At 63.4% G+C, this 16,355-nt stretch carries 22 protein-coding genes; 9 read left to right on the forward strand and 13 right to left on the reverse strand.

The annotated features are described in order from the left end of the window. Window positions 1-86 precede the first annotated feature (86 nt). Window positions 87-755, reverse strand: a complete 669-nt coding sequence (locus C5L14_RS01505) for a UdgX family uracil-DNA binding protein (RefSeq protein WP_105860260.1) — start codon at window positions 753-755, stop codon at window positions 87-89. A 226-nt stretch (window positions 756-981) separates the two neighbouring features. Next, entirely contained in the window at window positions 982-1,296 is a 315-nt protein-coding gene (locus C5L14_RS01510) for a plasmid stabilization protein (RefSeq protein WP_105860261.1), read from the reverse strand. A gap of 170 nt (window positions 1,297-1,466) precedes the next feature. Between C5L14_RS01510 and C5L14_RS01515 the strand changes: the two genes are divergently transcribed. Next, complete coding sequence (locus C5L14_RS01515) at window positions 1,467-2,030, forward strand: type 1 glutamine amidotransferase domain-containing protein (protein ID WP_105860262.1); 564 nt, start codon at window positions 1,467-1,469, stop codon at window positions 2,028-2,030. Here C5L14_RS01515 and C5L14_RS01520 read toward each other — a convergent pair whose 3' ends face one another. Together C5L14_RS01520 and C5L14_RS01525 are read right to left on the reverse strand one after the other, a co-directional pair. Beyond that, on the reverse strand, window positions 2,031-3,032 hold the full coding sequence (locus tag C5L14_RS01520; RefSeq protein WP_105860263.1) for a DNA topoisomerase IB: 1,002 nt from the start codon (window positions 3,030-3,032) through the stop codon (window positions 2,031-2,033). A gap of 404 nt (window positions 3,033-3,436) precedes the next feature. Then, window positions 3,437-3,592: a DUF3309 family protein gene (locus tag C5L14_RS01525; protein ID WP_105860264.1), complete on the reverse strand. Its 156-nt coding sequence runs from the start codon at window positions 3,590-3,592 to the stop codon at window positions 3,437-3,439. A 221-nt stretch (window positions 3,593-3,813) separates the two neighbouring features. Here C5L14_RS01525 and C5L14_RS01530 point away from each other — a divergent pair, with 221 nt between their 5' ends. Beyond that, window positions 3,814-4,089, forward strand: a complete 276-nt coding sequence (locus C5L14_RS01530; protein ID WP_105860265.1) for a hypothetical protein — start codon at window positions 3,814-3,816, stop codon at window positions 4,087-4,089. A 64-nt stretch (window positions 4,090-4,153) separates the two neighbouring features. After that, the gene (locus C5L14_RS01535; protein ID WP_105860266.1) at window positions 4,154-4,360 is read left to right on the forward strand and encodes a CsbD family protein; all 207 of its coding nucleotides are present in this window, start codon (window positions 4,154-4,156) and stop codon (window positions 4,358-4,360) included. Between the two features lie 82 nt (window positions 4,361-4,442). Here C5L14_RS01535 and C5L14_RS01540 read toward each other — a convergent pair whose 3' ends face one another. Beyond that, the gene (locus C5L14_RS01540; RefSeq protein ID WP_105860267.1) at window positions 4,443-4,649 is read right to left on the reverse strand and encodes a hypothetical protein; all 207 of its coding nucleotides are present in this window, start codon (window positions 4,647-4,649) and stop codon (window positions 4,443-4,445) included. Between the two features lie 37 nt (window positions 4,650-4,686). After that, complete coding sequence (locus C5L14_RS01545; RefSeq protein ID WP_105860268.1) at window positions 4,687-5,583, reverse strand: DUF72 domain-containing protein; 897 nt, start codon at window positions 5,581-5,583, stop codon at window positions 4,687-4,689. Window positions 5,584-5,793: 210 nt separating this feature from the next. Here C5L14_RS01545 and C5L14_RS01550 point away from each other — a divergent pair, with 210 nt between their 5' ends. Then, a complete protein-coding gene (locus C5L14_RS01550) occupies window positions 5,794-6,297 on the forward strand; it encodes a sigma-70 family RNA polymerase sigma factor (RefSeq protein WP_105860639.1) in 504 nt (167 codons plus the stop codon). An 85-nt stretch (window positions 6,298-6,382) separates the two neighbouring features. Here the strand turns inward: C5L14_RS01550 and C5L14_RS30215 are convergent, their stop codons facing one another. After that, entirely contained in the window at window positions 6,383-6,628 is a 246-nt protein-coding gene (locus C5L14_RS30215) for a DUF982 domain-containing protein (protein WP_181160966.1), read from the reverse strand. 187 nt (window positions 6,629-6,815) lie between these two features. Between C5L14_RS30215 and C5L14_RS30220 the strand changes: the two genes are divergently transcribed. The 3 genes from C5L14_RS30220 to ligD all read left to right on the forward strand — a co-directional run bounded on the left by C5L14_RS30220 (window position 6,816) and on the right by ligD (window position 10,587). After that, window positions 6,816-7,007 carry a hypothetical protein gene (locus C5L14_RS30220; protein ID WP_181160967.1) on the forward strand — a complete coding sequence of 64 codons (192 nt, stop codon included), beginning with the start codon at window positions 6,816-6,818 and terminating at the stop codon, window positions 7,005-7,007. A gap of 171 nt (window positions 7,008-7,178) precedes the next feature. Beyond that, window positions 7,179-8,048, forward strand: coding sequence for a Ku protein (locus tag C5L14_RS01560; RefSeq protein ID WP_105860270.1), 870 nt, complete (start codon window positions 7,179-7,181; stop codon window positions 8,046-8,048). Between the two features lies 1 nt (window position 8,049). Next, window positions 8,050-10,587: a DNA ligase D gene (gene ligD, locus C5L14_RS01565; RefSeq protein WP_105860271.1), complete on the forward strand. Its 2,538-nt coding sequence runs from the start codon at window positions 8,050-8,052 to the stop codon at window positions 10,585-10,587. Window positions 10,588-10,617: 30 nt separating this feature from the next. On the opposite strand, the gene C5L14_RS01570 is transcribed toward ligD, so the two are convergent. Beyond that, window positions 10,618-11,409: a Ku protein gene (locus C5L14_RS01570; protein ID WP_105860272.1), complete on the reverse strand. Its 792-nt coding sequence runs from the start codon at window positions 11,407-11,409 to the stop codon at window positions 10,618-10,620. 91 nt (window positions 11,410-11,500) lie between these two features. Further along, complete coding sequence (locus C5L14_RS01575) at window positions 11,501-11,857, reverse strand: avidin/streptavidin family protein (RefSeq protein ID WP_105860273.1); 357 nt, start codon at window positions 11,855-11,857, stop codon at window positions 11,501-11,503. Between the two features lie 85 nt (window positions 11,858-11,942). On the opposite strand from C5L14_RS01575, the gene C5L14_RS01580 reads away from it, so the two are divergent. Next, window positions 11,943-12,362, forward strand: a complete 420-nt coding sequence (locus C5L14_RS01580; protein WP_181160968.1) for a DUF2171 domain-containing protein — start codon at window positions 11,943-11,945, stop codon at window positions 12,360-12,362. Between the two features lie 144 nt (window positions 12,363-12,506). Here the strand turns inward: C5L14_RS01580 and C5L14_RS01585 are convergent, their stop codons facing one another. Then, the gene (locus C5L14_RS01585; RefSeq protein ID WP_105860275.1) at window positions 12,507-13,445 is read right to left on the reverse strand and encodes an AEC family transporter; all 939 of its coding nucleotides are present in this window, start codon (window positions 13,443-13,445) and stop codon (window positions 12,507-12,509) included. Window positions 13,446-13,537: 92 nt separating this feature from the next. On the opposite strand from C5L14_RS01585, the gene C5L14_RS01590 reads away from it, so the two are divergent. After that, window positions 13,538-14,455 carry a LysR family transcriptional regulator gene (locus C5L14_RS01590; protein WP_105860276.1) on the forward strand — a complete coding sequence of 306 codons (918 nt, stop codon included), beginning with the start codon at window positions 13,538-13,540 and terminating at the stop codon, window positions 14,453-14,455. A 153-nt stretch (window positions 14,456-14,608) separates the two neighbouring features. Here the strand turns inward: C5L14_RS01590 and ureG are convergent, their stop codons facing one another. From ureG to C5L14_RS01605, 3 genes are read right to left on the reverse strand one after another with little or no spacing between them, the layout of a single operon-like run. Beyond that, window positions 14,609-15,244, reverse strand: a complete 636-nt coding sequence (ureG, locus tag C5L14_RS01595) for an urease accessory protein UreG (protein WP_105860277.1) — start codon at window positions 15,242-15,244, stop codon at window positions 14,609-14,611. Then, on the reverse strand, window positions 15,241-15,948 hold the full coding sequence (locus tag C5L14_RS01600; protein ID WP_105860278.1) for an urease accessory protein UreF: 708 nt from the start codon (window positions 15,946-15,948) through the stop codon (window positions 15,241-15,243). Before C5L14_RS01600 ends, ureG begins: the two co-directional genes overlap by 4 nt. After that, on the reverse strand, window positions 15,887-16,354 hold the full coding sequence (locus C5L14_RS01605; RefSeq protein WP_105860279.1) for an urease accessory protein UreE: 468 nt from the start codon (window positions 16,352-16,354) through the stop codon (window positions 15,887-15,889). The genes C5L14_RS01600 and C5L14_RS01605 overlap by 62 nt, the downstream gene beginning before the upstream one ends. Between the last annotated feature and the right edge of the window lies 1 nt (window position 16,355).

The following is a 16,355-nucleotide window of genomic DNA, read 5'->3' on the forward strand; positions in this document are numbered from 1 at the left end:
CACGTTTGTTCCCCGCGCATCGACAGATTGTCTGAAGGCAAAGGCCGTCGGGGCGTTTGCGATCCGGCTGTATCTCGGCGATCGCCTTATTTGCCGAGCACGGTGTGGATCTTGCGCAAATCCTCGATGAAGGCAGCGCGTGCGCGTTCGGCCGCATCGGAGTCAGGAATGCGCAGCAGGTAGCTAGGATGGACGGTCACGAGGACCTGAAGCCCGTCAAGGCCCGGCAGGATTTGGCCGCGCTGCTTCATTACGCCCACGGCTCGCCCCAGTAAGGCCCGCACGGCCGTCGCGCCAAGGGCCACTGCCAGGCGGGGCTTGAGAATCTTCAATTCCCTGTCGAGCCACCATTTGCAGGCCTGGACCTCACCGGCATTGGGTCTTTCATGGATCCTGCGTTTGCCTCGGCGCTCGAATTTGAAATGCTTCACGGCGTTGGTGACGTAACATTCGTCGCGGTCGAGTTCCGCTTCCTGGAGGCATTGGTCCAGCAGGCGCCCGGCCGGCCCGACGAAGGGGCGCCCCTGGCGATCCTCCTGATCGCCCGGCTGCTCGCCGACCAGAACCAGCCGGGCGTGGTCGCTGCCTTCTCCCGTCACCACCTGGGTGGCATGTTTGTAAAGGTCACAGCGCTGGCACCCGGCAGCCAGCCGACGGATTTCGGCCAACGTGGCGATCTCTCCCGGATCGCCATCCCGGGATTCCGCCGCGGTTGGGGAAGGCGTAGACGCGTCCCTTCGAGCTTGCCGAGCCATCAGCGATCCGAACCATCCGCAGGGCGGGGGGGAGGCCCTTTGTCCGGTGCTCGTTTGACGCCTCCGCCGGGTTTGCTATGGGCGCGACGTTCCTCCGGATCGGTCGGGGGTTTCACCTTGTCGAACCGATATTCCTCACGCTCGGTGCTGTAGGGCTGGTCACGTTCCCTGTCCGTATGCTTCGGCCGTCGGGTCATGATGTCTTCCTCACACGTCAGACACGGCATCAGGCATTGTGGGCTTCATGGCGCTTGCGCGTGGCAGCGGCCTTCTTTGCGGATGCGGAGCGCTCGGCCGCCGACCGGGAGGCGGAAGCTTCCCCTCCCGCCTTGCCGCCCTTGCGGGACGCCGGATGGCTGGTGGATTTGCCGTGTCCCGAGCCGCCTGCTTTCTTGCCGCCGCCATCATCCTTGTTGACGGTGGCCCAGGCGCGCCTTTCGGCCTCCTTTTCGGACACGCCGCGTGCTTCATAGCCTTCGGCGATATGATCGGCCTTGCGTTCCTGCTTGTCGGTATATTTCGATTTGTCTCCACGGGGCATGATGCGCCTCCTTTATGCGGACCTTTCTAACCGGCACGGCCGTGCCTGGTTCCCGATTCTGCTCGGCATAATGGTCATCGCGGCTTGCGCGGGATGGCGGCGGATGGAGGAACCGGCGCCGCCATCGGCGGTTCGAACATCATGTGCAAGCCCGCCGAAAGGAGATTTCCATGCCCGATATCAGGCAAGCTCGGATCCTCATTCTCGCCACGCATGGCTTCGAACAATCGGAACTCGTCGAACCGCGTGATCAACTGCGCAATATCGGGGCCGAGGTAGACGTCGCCACGCCCGATGGCCTGCCTATTCGTGGCTGGAATGCGACCGATTGGGGGGAAACGGTCGAGGCGGATCTCAAGATAGGGGAGGCCAGACCGGAAGACTATGACGCTCTCGTGCTGCCCGGCGGCGTGATGAACCCGGATAAGCTCAGGACGGACGACACGGCCATCGACACCGTCCGCAATTTCATCGATACCGGCAAGGTCGTCGCGGCCATCTGCCACGCGCCCTGGCTTCTGGTTCAGGCCGATGCCATTCGAGGGCGCGACGTGACATCCTATCAATCCATCCGGAGGGATGTCGAGAATGCCGGCGGTCTGTGGATGGATCGGGACGTCGTCGCGGATAACGGCATCGTCACCAGTCGCGGACCGCAGGACATTCCGGCTTTCGTGGCGAAGATCGTCGAGGAAATCCAGGAAGGCCTACATCACCGGGCACGGGCGATCTGATCAGACTGTCTGCTCCTTGGTCACCAGAAGATGCAATGCCGCTTCGGCGCGGCGCCGATAGCTGCTCGAACGGGCTTTCGTGAAGGCGTCGTGCAGCCGGCCGGTCTGGAAGGAGTCGATGATCAGAGCCGGCACGTAGCTCTTGCGGGCGACCGCTGGCGTGTTGACGAGATGACCTGATACCTGCCGCATGACGGCGGCGATCTGGCGTTTCCGGCCGGCTATGCTGTTGGCCGGCGTCAGGGCCGCCAGTTCCTGAACGGCCCATTTGCTAGCGCCGAGCAAACGCAGATCCTTTGCCGTAACGTCGAGGCCGGAAATGCTGCGCAGATAGGCGTTGATGTCCTCGGCCTCGATGGGATGGCGGGTACCGTCTGCATCGACGAACTGAAACAGCCTGGGGCCAGATAGGGTCCGCATGCGATTGAGAGCACGGGCGAGGGCGGGATCTTCCGTCCTGCGGCGTATGGGCTTGCCGCCCTTGCCGCGAAAATTCAGTTCCACCCGGCTTGCCGTGATGGTGACATGCCGTTTGAGCAGGGTAGCGGCGCCATGGCTGCCATTGTCCCGGGCATAGGCGGCGCCCCCGACCCGGATATGCGTGCTGTCTATCAGGGCGACCGCACAGGCAATGGCCTTGTTCCGATCGAGTTTCGGGGAGGCGAGATCGCGGCGGATGGCGGCGCGGATCCTGGGAAGCGTGCGCACCAGCTTCATCATGTTCAAGACTTTGCGGTTTTCTCGCCGGCGTTCCCACTCGGAATGATAGCGATATTGCAGCCGGCCTGCTTCATCCCGGCCGATCGCCTGGATATGGGCCCATTCGTCCGAAGCGATGCGCACCTGGGAATAGGCCGGCGGAATCGCCAGGGCGCGAAACCGTGCCAGGGCCGCCTCGTCCGTAATGCGCCGGCCCGCCGCGTCGACATACAGGAACCCACGCCCGCAACGGCGCCGGCGCACGTCGAGCCGATCGGGCGAGACGATCTTCAATCTTGGCATCGCTTCCTCCACGCAGCAGGTCAACGGCAGAAAAGGGATGGGCTCCGAATGCTGCGAACGGAGCAAGGCCTCCGCTGCGCCGGGAACTCACATGGTCATAAGAGGTTGGGAAAGGAATGCCGCGCCATGGCGCGGTTCAGGCTCTAATGCGAAGGAGCGACTCATGAGGTCCAAACAGGACGGAACCGGCATGCCCCCCTATGCAGCCGAGACCCGGCGTGAAGTCCGTACGCTCGGCCCCGGCGGAAGGGGAAATGCTGAAAATCTGGCGGATTCCATCCGGCGCGGCGTTACGCCAGCACGCGTCGGAGAGGCTGCCGAAAGATCGGTCCCCAAACCGGGCGATGCGGAAGAAGGCGGCGCGAACCGCAAGGGGGCGCCGTCGTCTTCCCGGTCCCGCTAAATCATAATCGGCCGAGCAGGAGGAGCAGAAGCAGAATGACGACGACAAGGCCGAGACCGCCGCTGGGCCAATACCCCCAACTGGCCGAATAAGGCCATGTCGGCAAGGCGCCAAGCAGTGCAAGTATAAGTATGACGAGGAGAATTGTGTATAGCATGGCGATCTCCTTTCGATTGGCAGCATATAACTGTCTCTCGTGGGAGATGGTTCCATCGCTGATGTAACTACTGATAAGTTTCTGAATTTTAATTCGGAAACCTTGAAGGCTGTTGGGTGTTCCTTGTGTAGTCTGGCGGAGGTCGGCACCCATTGAGGGCGAGGCCTTGAACACAGGCCGATAATCGGCTCGTCAGTATCTCTCTAAGTGAGGAGAATGCCATGTCCGGTCTTCGTCTTCTGGTGTCGCTGGCGGGTGCTTTCACCATCGCCAAGCTCCTGGATGAAAATCGCCGCTTGCGGATGGAACTCGATGGTCGAATCGCCCGCGAAGCCGCCTTGGATGAGAAGGCCAAGCGCGGATTGGGCGGGGAGCGCCATGCCGGAACCGAGGCGATGCGCTATCCTCCCCGGCAATGGGACGAAGTGGATGAGGCGGCCGATGAATCCTTTCCCGCCAGCGATCCTCCCGCCTTCACTGCCCGCAGCACGACATAGCGGGGCTGCAGAACATTTCGGCTCCTGGAGAGTTTGGTGACGGTCTGGACTATAGGAGGACGACATGGATTGGAATCGTGTGGAAGGAAACTGGAAGCAGCTCAAGGGCCAGGTGAAGGAGCAATGGGGCAAGCTCACCGACGACGACCTTGATGTCATCGCGGGTCGGCGCGACCAGCTCGAAGGCAAGCTCCAGGAACGCTATGGCCTCACCAAGGACAGGGTCCGTTCGGAGATCGATTCCTGGTACGCCAACCAGAAATGGCAGTAGACCAGCCGCCCCGGCTCATTGCTCGCGTGAGCCGGGGCGTTTTCATGTCTTGAGCGAGTCAGTGCCCTGGGGTGCGGACCCGTCAATCCACGACATAGATGAAGCGGGTCCGCCCCCGCCCGTCGCGGCACCACCAATAGCCGCGCAGCGTATCGTAGCCGCGATCACCCTCGGACGCTTCGATTTCCTTGCTGGCGCGGCTGCGCGCTTCCTCGAGCGTCTCATAACTTTTCTCGTGCACGATCCGCTCATTCGAACCGGGGCCGAGTTGGATGATGTGAAATGCCATGACCTGCTCCTTTCGGGTCAGCGCGGCAGCTGTGGCCTCAAGCCGCGGAAGTGAGGCGCCGGACCGGCTGCCCCAACCGCTCCATCAAGGCCTGAGCGTCATGCGGCGCCTGCAGCTTGTCGGTATTGTCGAAGAAGACGAAGACGTCGCGCCGCTGCGATATGTCCCTGGCCGGCCCTATGAACCGGCTTTCTGGGGGCTTCCTGCCTTGAGCCCATGCCTTGGCCCGTCTTGCCCACAGATCGAGTGCCTTGGCGCCATAGGCACTGCGATAGAGTTCCGTCGACCCATGCAGCCGGCAATAGGTGAAGCTTGACGTAGCGTCCATGGCAAGGGGCCACTCCACGCTGTCGGCACAGACCAGCGCCACGTCGGCGTCCCGCAGCAGGGTGATGAAATCGTCGACGAGGAAACTCTCGTGTCTGATTTCGAGAGCATGCCGTATCGGCTGCCTGGCCGGCGCCTTCAGCCATGGTTCGACGCGAAGCTTGTCGTCATGCTTCCTCGCGGCGTGCAAGGCTGCGTCGGTGTCCCGAGGCAGCTGTTTCAGGAAGGCTGCAAGCAGATCCCCATCGAAGCGGAAGTTGGGCGGCAGCTGCCACAGGATCGGCCCCAGCTTATGCCCCAGCCGCAACAGGCCGGAGGCGAGGAAATTGGCGAGCGGCGCCGAAATGTCGCGCAATCGCTTGACATGGGTGATGAAGCGCGGGCCCTTGACGGCGAATACGAAATCTTCTGGGGTTTGGTCGAACCATCGCCCGTAGGTCGGCGGGGTCTGCAGGCGATAGAAGGTGCTGTTGACCTCTGTCGTCCTGAAGACGCGGCTGGCATGGGCAAGCTCCTCCCTGTGCGGCAATCCTTCCGGATAGAAGTCGCCGCGCCAAGGCGCATAGTTCCAGCCCGATATGCCGATACGAATATTTCCCTGGCCCATGCAGCGCCTCCGATGCCTCCGGCCTCGTCAACCAAACCTGCATCGGCCCATGCTGTTCCGGCCTGACGGAGCGGATTCATCGCCTCCGGCGACATGACCCTATGAAGTTCGACATAGGTACGGAACAACCACCGCGATCTTCGCGTTGAACCGGAACATCCCACCATCTCTGCTGTCAAATGAAGGGGATTTTCCTTGTTGGACAATCACGTGACCGAGAACGCGGAGCGGGCTGACATCGTCAAGCTGATCCCAGCCTTGCGGGCCTTTGCGCGCACCTTCTGTCAGGAACCCTCTGACGCCGATGACCTGGTTCAGGAAACTCTTCTCAAGGCTCTCGCCAATATCGACCAATTCGAACCGGGAACCCGTTTGAAGTCCTGGCTCTTTACGATCATGCGCAACAGCTATTGCACAAGAGCCAAGAAGCGCAGCCGCGAGGTGCTGCGTGGGGACGACACGCTATTCGACAGTGCGGCAGTACCCGGCGAGCAGGAATGGAATGTGAGGGTCGGCGAAGTGGGCCGCGCGTTCCAGAGTCTGCCGGACAAATACAAGGAGATCATCGCCCTGATCGTGATCCTGGGCGAGTCCTATGAGAGCGCGGCTGTGATCTGCGGCTGTGCCGTGGGCACGGTCAAGAGCAGGCTCAACCGGGCGAGGGCTCGCCTGAGCTGCGAAATGGGCGAGGTGGATTATAGACAGGCAAGCTAGCGGTGCCCCAGGAGTTTGCTTGGCCCAGCCTTGCCGATCCACCCGCTTCCGGCGGGTGGAAACAAGGCCGTAACATGGGTCTCCTTCAGGGCAGGACGCCGATTTCGGCTTCCTTGCAGGCCTCGAGGAAGGCGGCTCGCGCATCGTCGGGGCCCCCGATGCCGGCCAGAACATCCAGGCAGGTACGCTGCGCTTCGATGAATTTCGGCCCGATATCGACGGGCCAGTCATTCTGCAGATAGTAGGATGCCTCCTCGGTCGAAGTCAGAATTTTGACGTCTCCGCCCGCAGTTTCGAACTGAACCGGGCGGCTCCAGGGCTGGGTGTCCATGTCATACCTCCTGGTCAACAACCCAAGCAGGGTCGGATGGTTCCGATGAGGCAGGAACGGGGATTGACCCGGCTGCAGCGGAGATGCCTGGGTAGCACCAAAGGCATGGAGCGGGGCTGCGCTTTCGAGGAACGTATGCGCCAGAAAAAAGTTGGACCGAGAGGCAGATGGAGAAAAGGAGGCTGACATGACCCCCACGGTCGAAAAGGATAATGTCCAGCCGGCACCGCCCGAGGGGCGGGATACGCAAAACATTACGACGGATACCGTCCGGCAGGGGCCGGCGGGATGGCGGGTTCTCTATGTGCTGGTCCTGGGATCGATCGGTGCGGCCCTGGCCACTTTCGTTGCCTACCTCATCTGGACCTATGTCCGATAGGAGCGGGTTCCACGGCCCTTTCGCTGTGTCGCGGGAGGGCCGCCGTTTGGCGCGGCCCCCGACATCGATGGCCTGCTGGAACAATCGCGCCGACGCCCGGTTGAGGGACGGTTACGCGCGTCGGGTCAAAAGTCTCTCACAACCTTCATCGTCGAGCCTGGAGGTCGATTCATGGCACCACGAGCGAATTGGAAGGGGTTCTTGAAAATCGCGGAGGTCGCGTGCCCGGTTGCGCTCTATACGGCGGCATCGGCCTCCGATCGCATCGTGTTCCACACGCTCAACCGCGCAACCGGCCATCGTGTCCACCGCGTCTTCATCGATAGCGAGAGCGGCAAGACCGTACCACGGGAGGAACAGGTCAAGGGCTATGAGACGGCACCGGGGGAGTATGTCGTGCTGGAGGCCGAGGAAGTTGCCTCGGCGGTGCCGGAAAGCGACAAGACGCTCGCCGTCGAGGCTTTCATTCGATGCCGTGAGATCGACGACGTCTATTTCGACAATTCCTATTATCTCGCGCCAGCCAACAGCGAGGCCCAGGAAGTTTACGCCGTGATCCGCGACGGCATGAGGGCCAGCCAGGTTGCGGCTTTGGCTCGAACGGTGCTGTTTCGACGGGTCCGGACAGTACTGATCCGGGCGCACGGAGCGGGGCTGATCGCGACCACGCTCAATTTCGATTATGAGGTGCGCCCGGCCGAGGAGATTTTCGACGAGGTGCCGGATCTCACCATCAAAGGCGAGATGCTGGACCTGGCCGAGCATATCATCCGGACCAAGTCCGGCAGGTTCGATCCATCGAAATTCGAGGATCGCTATGAAGAGGCCCTCGCCGATCTGGTCAAGGCCAAGATCGAAGGAAAACCGGTCCCGATCCGCAAGGAGCCTGTCCGCGAGAAAGTGGTCGACCTGATGGCCGTGCTGCGGGAGAGCGCCGGACTGGCCGGACGCAAGCCGGCACGCCGGTCTTCGACGCCCGCCAAGGTCGCGCGCAAGACGCCCGCGCGCAAGCCCCGCACCGCCCGGCGCAAGGCGAGCTGACATGGGCACGCTCGAGCCTTATCACCACAAGCGCGATTTCAGGGTGACGCCCGAACCGAAGGGACGGGCGGGGCGCAAGCGCGGCAACAGCTTTGTGATCCAGAAGCACGACGCCAGGCGGCTGCATTATGATTTCCGGCTCGAAATGGATGGCGTGCTCAAAAGCTGGGCGGTGACCAAGGGTCCCAGCCTGGTCCCCGGCGAAAAGCGCCTCGCCGTGCATGTGGAGGACCATCCGCTCGATTATGGAGATTTCGAAGGCACCATTCCCAAGGGGGAGTATGGCGGCGGCACCGTGATTGTCTGGGATCGCGGGACCTGGCAGCCGATCGGGGATCCGCATCGGGGTTACGACAAGGGGCATCTGGCATTCGAGCTGAAGGGCGAAAAGCTCGCCGGCCACTGGCACCTGATCCGCATGCGCGGCAAGCCGCGTGAGAAACGCGAGAACTGGCTGCTGATCAAGGGCGAGGATGAAGCCGCGCGTCCGCCGGACGCTCCTGACATTCTGGAGGAGCGGCCGGAATCGGTGAAGACGGGGCGCGAGGTCGCCGAGGTCGCTGGCGAAGAGCCGGGTTGGTCATCCAAGACGGGCAGGATTGCGCCCAAGCGCAAGGCCAGCCGGCGGTCGGGAGGTCGCCATCAGCCCGGCGCGGTTTCCGACCCGGCCTCCATCAAGGGGGCCAAGAAGGCGCCGATGCCGGACTTCGTCGAGCCGACGCTCGCGACGCTGGTTGCCAAAGCCCCGACGGGTTCCGACTGGATTCACGAGATCAAATTCGATGGCTATCGCCTCCAGGCGCGCATCGAGGCGGAACGGGTCAAGCTTCTGACCCGCAGTGGGCTCGATTGGACCAGAAAGTTCGGCGAGCCGGTACGGGCTGCGCTGCAGGCCTTGCCGGTCGGCTCGGCGCTGCTCGACGGCGAACTGGTGGTCGAGGCTGCGACGGGCGCCTCGGATTTTTCCACCCTGCAGGCGGATCTGAGCGAGGGGCGCTCCGACCGCTTCGTCTATTACGGCTTCGACCTCCTCTATCTCGACGGCTATGACCTCAGGGCGCTGCCGCTCATCCGGCGCAAGGCGCTCCTGCAGGAATTGCTGGCTCAGGCCGCAAAGGAAATCCGCTTTTCCGATCATTTCGAGGAGAGCGGTGCCATGGTCCTCCGCCATGCCTGCCGGCTGAGCCTCGAAGGCGTCGTCTCCAAGCTTCGCGCCGCGCCCTACCAGTCGGGGCGGGGCCGGAGCTGGGTGAAGTCAAAATGTTCGGCACGCCAGGAATTCGTGGTCGGCGGCTATGTGCCGTCCACCACCTCCCGAACGGCGATCGGATCGCTCGTTCTCGGCGTCTACCAGGGGGACGACCTGGAGCCGGTCGGCCGCGTCGGTACCGGCTTCTCCCGTTCGGTCGCCGAAGAGCTGTATCGGCGCCTGGAGGGCATGCGGGTCAAGCAAAGCCCGTTCGGCCGGCCGCTCACGGCGGAGGAGGGCCGGCAGGTGCGCTTCACGCGCCCCGAACTGGTGGCCGAAGTGGAATTCCGGGCCTGGACGGCCGATCGTCATCTGCGCCATGCTGCCTTTCGCGGCCTTCGAGAGGACAAGCCGGCGAAAGAAGTCGTCAGGGAGACCAGGAAAAAGGCAGGGACCATGGCTGGAGTACCGCGCCGAACCGTGAAGCTCACCCACCCAGACCGGCTCTACTGGCCGGAGCAAGGCGTGACAAAGGAAGGACTTGCCGATTATTACGCCGATGTGTGGCGCGTCGTGGCGCCCTTCGTAGTCGGCCGGCCTCTGGCCTTGCTGCGCTGCCCCGATGGGATAGAGGGACCTCGTTTCTTCCAGAAACATGCCTGGAAGGGCCTGAACGAGCATATTCTCGAGGTGAACGATCCCAAGGACCGCGACGGCCAGCCCCTGATCGCGATCGAGGATCTCGACGGCCTGATCGGTCTGGTCCAGGCGGCTGTCCTGGAGATACACCCCTGGGGATCGACGCTTGCCGACTGGGAGCGGCCCGACATGATCACCATGGACCTCGATCCCGGTGACGACGTCGCCTGGACCGAGGTGATCGCGGCCGCCGAAGAGGTCAAGGAACGTCTCGAACAGGCGGGGCTCGCCGCCTTCGTGAAGACGTCGGGCGGCAAGGGGCTGCATGTGGTCGCCCCCCTCAAGCCGAAAGCCGGCTGGCCGAAGGTCAAGACCTTCACCAAGGGCCTTGCCGACGCCATGGCAGCTGACAGTCCGGATCGTTTCGTCTCCACCATCACCAAGGCGAAACGCCATGGCAAGATCCTGATCGATTATCTGCGCAACCAGCGCGGCTCCACGGCGGTCGCGCCCTATTCGACGCGGGCGCGGCCTGGCGCGGCCGTCTCCATGCCTGTCGCCTGGGAGGAACTGGCGCCCGCGATCGGGCCCGCCTATTTCACCGTGACGAATACGCCGACGCGCCTGGCGGCTCTTGCCGCCGATCCCTGGGCGAATTTCCGCGAAGCGGCCGTGCCACTCGAGACCCGCGCTGCGCGCAAGGCGGCTTGAGAAGGGTACGCGGCCGCGATCGGCGCGGGATCAGTGCCGTGCCTCGCGCGCTAGGCTCTTGCGCAGGGCATCCATGATGCTGACGACCTTGCCGGGGGCTTCGCTCTTGGGCCGGGCCGCGGCCCGAGGCCGTCCTTTTTTCTTGGCGGCGATAATTTCGAGGAGGCGCTCCTGCACAGGGTCGCGGACCATGCTCCGGTTCCAGGGCCTGGTGCGCCCGTCGATCAGTTTTTGCATGAGCTGCATCGTGGGGCGATCGGGGCTGACATCGCCGAGATTGCCGAAATAGGCGTCCGGGTCGCGCACCTCGTCACCGTATCGCAGGGTCCACACCACGATGCCCTTGTCGCGAGGTTCCAGCATCACCGCGCGTTCACGCCGGTACATCACCAGGCGGGCAACGCCGACCATCTGCGTCGTCGCCATGGCGTCGCGAATGACTGCGAAAGCCTCCTCGCCAACGGGATCGTCCGGCGTCAGATAATGAGGCTTGTCGAGCCAGATCCATTCGATCTCGTCACGCGGCGTGAAGAGATCGATGTCGATGGTGCGGGTGCTCTCCAGGGCGACGGCCTCGATCTCGTCGTCATCGAGCATGACATAATCGTCCTCACCGCGCTGATAGCCCTTGATCTCGTCTTCTTCGTCCACGCGTTTGCCGGTGACCGCATCGACATATTGGCTGACGATGCGATTGCCTGTCGCCCGGTTGAGGGTATGGAAACGCACCTTTTCGCTTTCCGAGGTCGCCGGCGTCAGGGCCACCGGGCAGGTGACCAGTGAGAGCTTGAGGTAACCTTTCCAGAACGCGCGAGAAACCATGGGGTTTTCTCCTGGGGCCGAACAAATGTTTAGGCCTGAATGCCTGTTTGTGCCTGCACTGTGTTGTGATCGATCCTCACGGCGACTTCCCCTATGGCTCCCGCAGGAAGGTGTCGGCGTTCGTCGTCACCGCATGCGGCCAGGCACGCTCGGTGATGCGGGCCTCCGGATCGAGCTGGCCATCGGAGATGACGTGCCAGACCGTGTTGAGGCGGTCGCCGCGCAACAATCCGCTGTAGGAGCACAAAAGATCCCCGCCGGCGGTCGAGGCCGTGAAGGCAAAGCTGATGCAATGTCCCAGATGGGTGCCGCAGACAGCGATTTCGGTGCCGTAGAAGCCGCTCTCGAGGAGCGCCGTCTTGAAGGTGCCGGCGATCCTGCCATCCGCGTCCTCGGTCACATTGAGGACCGATCCATATTGGTTCTTCCATCTGCCGACCCAACCCATTCCAGTCCTCCTGATCAGCTCTCCGACGTCGCCGGCGCCGTCCCGCCGGGCAAATGAGGCGATGGCACCGATGGGATGGCGTGCTTTGGGCACGTTCGCCAAAGATATTCCTGAAGAAGAACGAGCATCGGCGAGGATTGTTTCATGCCGCGGCGGACGCCCGGGGCGCTTGGGAGGAGCAGCGGCAAGGCCAGATACGCTTGCCTCTGGCGACGGCCGGGAACTTCACCTCCATCGGGTGGTTAGAACCAGGCTTTCACGTGAGTGCACCGCAATGATGGATATCCGCGAAAATATGGAAGTCGTCGATGCCAATGATCAGCATGTCGGCATCGTCGAAAAAGTCGAAGGCACCATGATCAAACTGAGCAGCGAGGAGATACTGGATCCCAGGAAACCTTTCCTAGACATCTCCCAGGTTTCCGCCGTCGAGGGAAACAAGGTCAAGCTGCGGCAGAAGGTGTCGGCCGTCGCGACGCGTGCCTTCCTGTCTCCCGAGGAATAAGCGCTGAAAGGCCGATCTTCCGGCAATCGGCCTGGAGGCGGGGCCATGCTCCAACCACGTGCTCTCCTCCAGGTCGTTGCAGCAGCCATCTCGCTGCAGCAGGCATCGGCAAACGGAGCAGATGAAGTCAGGAGCGTTTTCCGCCTACCCTGAGAGCGCAAGGTACAAGGAGAGCGTCGCGACGGACAAGACGGTCGTTGCCAGGACGACACGGCTGGTGACCAAGGCTTGCCGTCCGTAGAATTCGGCGAGCATGAAGGGGCCCGTGCCGGTCGGCAGGGCCGCGAGAAGGACCGCGATGCGGACCGCCTCCGGTGCCAGGCCGAGGATGGGCGCCGCAATCACCCAGGTCACCACGGGGTGGGCTACCAGCTTCAGTCCGATCAGCAGCGCCTCGACCCTTTGTCCCGCCTTCGCACTTCGGCCGGCGCTGTCCGCCAGGAAAAGCCCGAGCGCGATGAGCGCACATGGGGAAGCGGCGCCGCCCAGCAATTTCAGAAATTTATCGAGGGTCTGAGGAAGCGGCCAGCCCGAAACCATCACCATCGCTCCGAGAGCCGGCGCGACCAGCAGGGGATTGCGGATCAAGGCGAGCAGCGTCTTGCGGGCGATGTCCCGCCGGCGCGCCTGGGACTGGAGGCTGGCCTCGATCAGCACGATGGCCACGGCAAACAGGACACAGACGGTCACGATGGTCGCGACCAGGGTCGGCGCCATGCCGGATTGCCCGACGACCGTGAGGATCAGCGGGAAGCCCATGAAGCCGGTATTGGCGTAGCCGGCGTTGAGGCCGTCGATCGCCGCATCGGCCAGATGGGAGCCCTGCCTCAAGCGGATCCCCAGCGCGAGGACGAAGATGAGGGCGCAGCCCAGGGCAAAGGCCAGAATGAAGCCGGGCTGCCAGATCTGGGCCGGATCTGCATTTGCCATGACGTCGAACAGCAGTGCCGGCAGAGCCAGATAGACCACGAGCCGGTTCACCTCGCGCGTGGCATGCGGACCAAGCGCGTTGCTGCGCCGCGCGAGCCAGCCCGCGAAGATCAGCGCAAAGACGGGCAGGACGATGAAAAGATTGGAAAGCATGGCATGCCGATCAGGGTGCCTTCTTTCATAGGAGCTGCAATCGATATAATCCAATCCAATGCGAGACCCCTATCAATGCGTTGGAGGTATCGATGGATTCGCGCCAGATGCGCTATTTCGTGGCACTCGCCGAGACCTTGCATTTCGGCCGGGCGGCCGCCCGATTGCATATGACCCAACCGCCTTTCAGCCGGCAGATCGCCAATCTGGAGCGCGAGCTCGGCGTGCAGCTGGTGGAACGAAGCTCGCGCCATGTCACCCTGACGCAGGCCGGGGAAAGGTTCCTGGCGGATTCCCGCGCGGTCCTTGCCCGGTTCGAGGATGCCTGCCGCGACGCCAGGCTGGTGGCGGAAGGCCAGAAGGGCGAATTGCGCCTGGGCTTCATGATGCATGCCGCCCATCGCATCGTGCCGCAGATCGTCAGTTGCTATGCCAGGCTGAGGCCGGAGATTCGCGTCGTTCTCCTGGAGACGACGCCCGCCGAGATCGAGCACAGGCTGCTCGGCGGCGAGCTCGACGCCGCCATCACCTTTGCCGGCCGGCCATTTCCCCGATTGCGCACGGTGCCCGTCATCACGGACCATCTGTGCCTTATCGTTCCCAGCGGACATCCTCTCGCCGGGCGGGATTCCATCGTTCCTCACGATCTGGAGACCGAGGAATTGATCGCTGCTCCCGCAACCGTGGCGCCGATACTGCGCGAGGCCATCGCGGGCTATTTCGAGAAGGCCGGCATCGTTCCGCGATTTCGCTATGAACCCCAGTTGCAGCACACCATCGTCCGCCTCGTGGCGGCTCGACTGGGCGTGGCCCTGGTGCCGGCATCAATATGCGACGAAGCGGTCGTGGACGTTGTACCCCGAGCCCTTGTGGCCGCGCCGACCTTGAAGGTGGTTCTCTCGGTTCCGGTTGACTCCAACAATCCCGCCATCGCACCCCTGATCGACATCGTCCGGGATCGGAAGGAGCCGGCGGCTGCCGAAAGGCCCGTGACCCGGTCGAGGCGCTGAGCTGAATGCCCTATGGCGGTAGTCGTCACTACAATCGCGATACGTTTCCTTCGTCATTGCGAGCGCAGCGAAGCAATCCAGTCTCGGTAAAACGCGGGGCTCGTGGCTCCTGGATTGCTTCGCTGCGCTCGCAGTGACATCACGACAATAGGGCTATGCCGCCAGGCCGCCTTGCCGCTCGATGAAGGCGATGACGTCGTCGAGCCCGATGCGCCGGCGCATGTCGGTGAACACGAAAGGCCGCTTGCCGCGTTGCTTCTCGGTATCCGCGCGCATGACATCGAGGTCGGCGCCGACATGGGGGGCAAGATCCATCTTGTTGATGATCAGGAGATCGGAGCGCGTGATGCCGGGGCCGCCCTTGCGCGGGATTTTCTCGCCTGCCGCGACGTCGATGACGTAGAGCGTGATATCGGCGAGGTCCGGCGAGAAGGTCGCCGCCAGATTGTCGCCGCCGGATTCGATGAAGACGACGTCGAGGTCGGGAAAACGCCGGCGCATTTCGGCGATCGCCGCCAGATTGATCGAGGCGTCCTCGCGAATGGCGGTATGGGGGCAGCCGCCTGTCTCGACACCGATGATGCGGTCCTGGGGAAGCGCCTGTACCCGGTTGAGGATGAGCTCGTCTTCTTTGGTGAAGATGTCGTTGGTGACGACGGCGACCGAATAGCTTTCGCGCATCGCCTTGCACAGCATTTCGGTGAGGGTGGTCTTGCCGGCGCCGACCGGGCCGCCGATGCCCACCCGCAAGGGACCATTGACCGAATTGGGACCGTTGCTGGCATTCATGAGCGGAAAATCCTTGAATATTGGGTTTCATGCCGCATCGAAACGATGTCGGACATCAGGGTGCAGGCGCCGAGGTCGTCGAGCGTCGCCAGCGAGGCGCGTCGTGCCGTCGCCAGGATGATCGGTTCGAGCGCCGCGAGTGACAGGACCCCGTCGCGCTGTCCGAGCGGAACCAGCCGGATGGCAGCCTGGATCAGATTGGCGGTGAAGGCGTGAAGGAAGCCGGCCAGCGCCTGGTCGAGCGCGATGCCATGGCGCGCGGCGGCCTGGCCGATGGCGACGGCATAGGGCATGGGTCCGATTGCCTCGCCGGTCCAGTGGGCGACGGCTTGCCCGAAGGCCTCGCCCTGCAGCATGGTTTCACGGTGGCGCTCGCGCGTGCCGACCATGGCCTCGGCGAGTTCCGCGATGGCGGCGCAACTCTCTCCTCGCGAGGCCAGGCGCCAGGCCTCGGCCAGGAGTATGGCGTCGTTCCAGCCGGAGCCCGACTGGACGATTTCGCTCAGCCAGTCGGTGAGCGCGGATCGGTCCTCGATCAGGCCATCGTGGACCGCCCGTTCCAGGCCATGGCTGTAGGCGAAGGCACCGACCGGGAAGGCCGGCGACAGCCAGCTCAGCAAGCGCACCAGATGCGCCGTGCCGTCAGTCATGACGATGCCCGTGGTCGTGATGGTGGCCGTGGGCGTGACCGTGGTAGGCGCCATGCACGGGCTGGAAGCCGGCGACCACCTCCTGGATTTCGGCCCCGAGGCCTTCCAGCATGGACCGGATCACGCGGTCGCGTTCGATCAGGATGACGTCGGCGCCGATTTCGGCGGCGAGATGGCGGTTGCCGAGGTGCCAGGCCAGATGGGCAAGCGGACAGTGCCGGCCGGGCCTGACCGCGTAGAGCTCCTCGGGCGCTGCGAGGATGGTCAGGGTGCGTCCGTCTTCCAGCACGAGGGCGTCGCCATCGGCGAGCAGCACGGCTTCAGGCAGGTCGACCATGACGATATCGCCCTGATCGGTGATGAGCCGCTTGCGCCGCAGATGGCGGCCCCTGTGGTCGAGCGTGAGGGTGCCGACGGGGAGCCGGCTGTCATGGTGGCAGTGGGATGTGGCGTGCAGCATG

Origin of the sequence: Labrys okinawensis (genome assembly GCF_002982075.1) — a bacterium.
Lineage (GTDB): Bacteria > Pseudomonadota > Alphaproteobacteria > Rhizobiales > Labraceae > Labrys > Labrys okinawensis_A.